General features: G+C 49.4%; 1 protein-coding gene and 1 pseudogene. Both read left to right on the top strand.

Features of this window, described 5'->3' with window-relative positions; all coding sequences use genetic code 11:
- Positions 1 to 1,267: 1,267 nt before the first annotated feature.
- Positions 1,268 to 1,411, top strand: a pseudogene (locus tag BLP80_RS16760) (S8 family serine peptidase); the annotation flags it as partial.
- A 161-nt stretch (positions 1,412 to 1,572) separates the two neighbouring features.
- The gene (locus tag BLP80_RS16005; RefSeq protein WP_218120475.1) at positions 1,573 to 2,052 is read left to right on the top strand and encodes a S8 family serine peptidase; all 480 of its coding nucleotides are present in this window, start codon (positions 1,573 to 1,575) and stop codon (positions 2,050 to 2,052) included.
- The last annotated feature ends 116 nt before the right edge of the window (positions 2,053 to 2,168 follow it).

Here is a 2,168-nt window from a genome sequence, read left to right as displayed (position 1 = left end):
AAGCGGAGGATAAAACAAGATATCTCCATAATATTATGGCACTATATTACGTATTTGAGCGTGCCACAAAATACAAAGCTTTGTATATCAGTTAGTTAGAAATATACGAAACGGAAAAAGGGAGAGAATTTAGCAGGATGAGGTTAAAGATGGGCTAGACCATGGACAAATTCGCCAAATAGCACTAATCCAGCGTTCGCTGTCAATATCTCGTCCGTTGCCTCTATCTTGAACGGAAGCACCATTTACGCAGAAGCCCTCATTGCCCTACCTCATTTCATCACCCAATAGGTGAAAGTTTCGATCGCCTTAATTCTATCGGATCGCCTGTGTGGTGGGACATTTCGTTACTTTTCAATCCTTGAATCGCGGATCTTGGGGCCAACATATATCTTGCTTTTTGGGATAATGGCTATTTTATTGCATCTCACTACTCAATAATTAGAGCTCTTACGACAGCCTCGTAAGGGGGTGGTGGTGTGATTCATACAACCGACCGGGCATAATCTTTCTTATTAGTCAAAGGACAAGTGAGGGCGCGTGTCAATTTATGAAAAATTCTGGTTATGTTGATTTTCGTTTATCACCAAAAATTACTATACTTCGCGCGGCCACAGATGCGGAAATAGAAACGCAATAAACCCTTATAATTTAAAGCTTTCAGCGCTTCTAAAATCCGCAATTGTGACCGCGTTGAGTATAATAAGCTCTGATGAGAATTATTTAAATCAATAGCATAGAGTTCTCGGATTATTCAAAAGAGCTGCATTTCGTGGTTTCTGGGGTTAGAACAAATTTATCGTGTTATACGTATTGATTAATCGACTATTTATGACACACTGAATGCCAGATTTTGGAAAGTATTTTCGTCATGGCTTATACAAGGTAACCGTCCCTTGGCAGATTGCACAATTCCAGAATTCAACATGATGATTCAGTTGATGGGAAAGCCTTGCATGTAATAGCGGCATGAGTGTGGCAAGAATCAGTAGTTCCCAATATTCAGGTCTTTGAAACAGATTTGTGACGACCTAAAAAGCATCGCAATTGGCCGCGACATGTGCTTCAACCAAGTTTATTTATTAATTTTTTGGGTAAAGAGCATGGCAATTTTCTTCATTCGCGGTCACTGATTTATTTAGTTACCACACTGAAATAAGGGGAGGTAAAGAATCGTGAACTTTAATAATCCAGTCGATTTTATTGACTCACTTACTCAAGTCGCGCCAAGTGGCGAAGAGCATGGTGATATAACTGCGGCCAGGGCATCAAGGTCGCGGTGCTCGACACCGGCCTGTTTTTGGCCCACCCAGACTTCGCTGACCACCCGGTCGTGTCGAAATCCTTCATCACCGGCGTGCCGAGCGCCAATGACGGGCACGGCCACGGCACCCACTGCACCGGTGCGGCCTGCGGCCCGTTCAAGCCGACCGTCGGACCGCGTTACGGAGTTGCACACAAAAGGCCTCCATCTTCATCGGCAAGGTCTTGTCTGATCAGGGCAGTGGCGGTGATGGCGGCATCCTGGCAGGGATAGAGTGAGCCATCGCCAACAAGTGCCATGTGACCTCGATGTCGCTTGGGGCTAATGTCCCAACGTCCACCACATTCTATGAGACCGCGGGCGAGCGGACCTTGAACGCCGGGAGTCTAATCGTCGCGGCTGCAGGCAATAATGCGAACCGCCCAGCGGGCAATTTCGGCTTCGTCGGCCGCCCGGCCAACAGTAAGTCATTCATGGCCGTGGGCGCACTCGACGCGAACCTGCGCATGGGCTATTTTTCGGCCCGCGACACGGTCCGCGCCGCCGGCTCGGCGGTCGACATCGCGGCGCCCGGCGTGGCGGTTTACTCGTTGTGGCCGATGCCGTTGCGTTACCGCACCATCAGCGGTACGAGCATGGCGACACCGCACGTTGCGGGCATCGTGGCGCTTTTGGCGCAGGCGACCTGCACCCGCGGCGGCGCGCTGTGGCAACGGGTGATCACCAACGCTCGCACGCTCCAGCTCCCAAACGTCGATGTGGGCCGCAGTCTGGTGCAGGCCCCTTAATCTTCACCTTACCGGTTGACTCTAGTACTCAGTCATTCTTGAAATGTCGGCTAAAGCTCCCCATACTCTCGAGCTTCAACGTAGAATGGAAGTGGGCCAATGGCAAAGAAATACAT

The organism is Nitrosomonas sp. Nm132, assembly GCF_900100485.1.
In the GTDB taxonomy this organism is placed as follows: Bacteria; Pseudomonadota; Gammaproteobacteria; order Burkholderiales; family Nitrosomonadaceae; genus Nitrosomonas.
The sequence above is the reverse complement of the archived record's forward strand: the minus strand, read 5'-3'. Positions and strand labels throughout refer to the sequence as shown.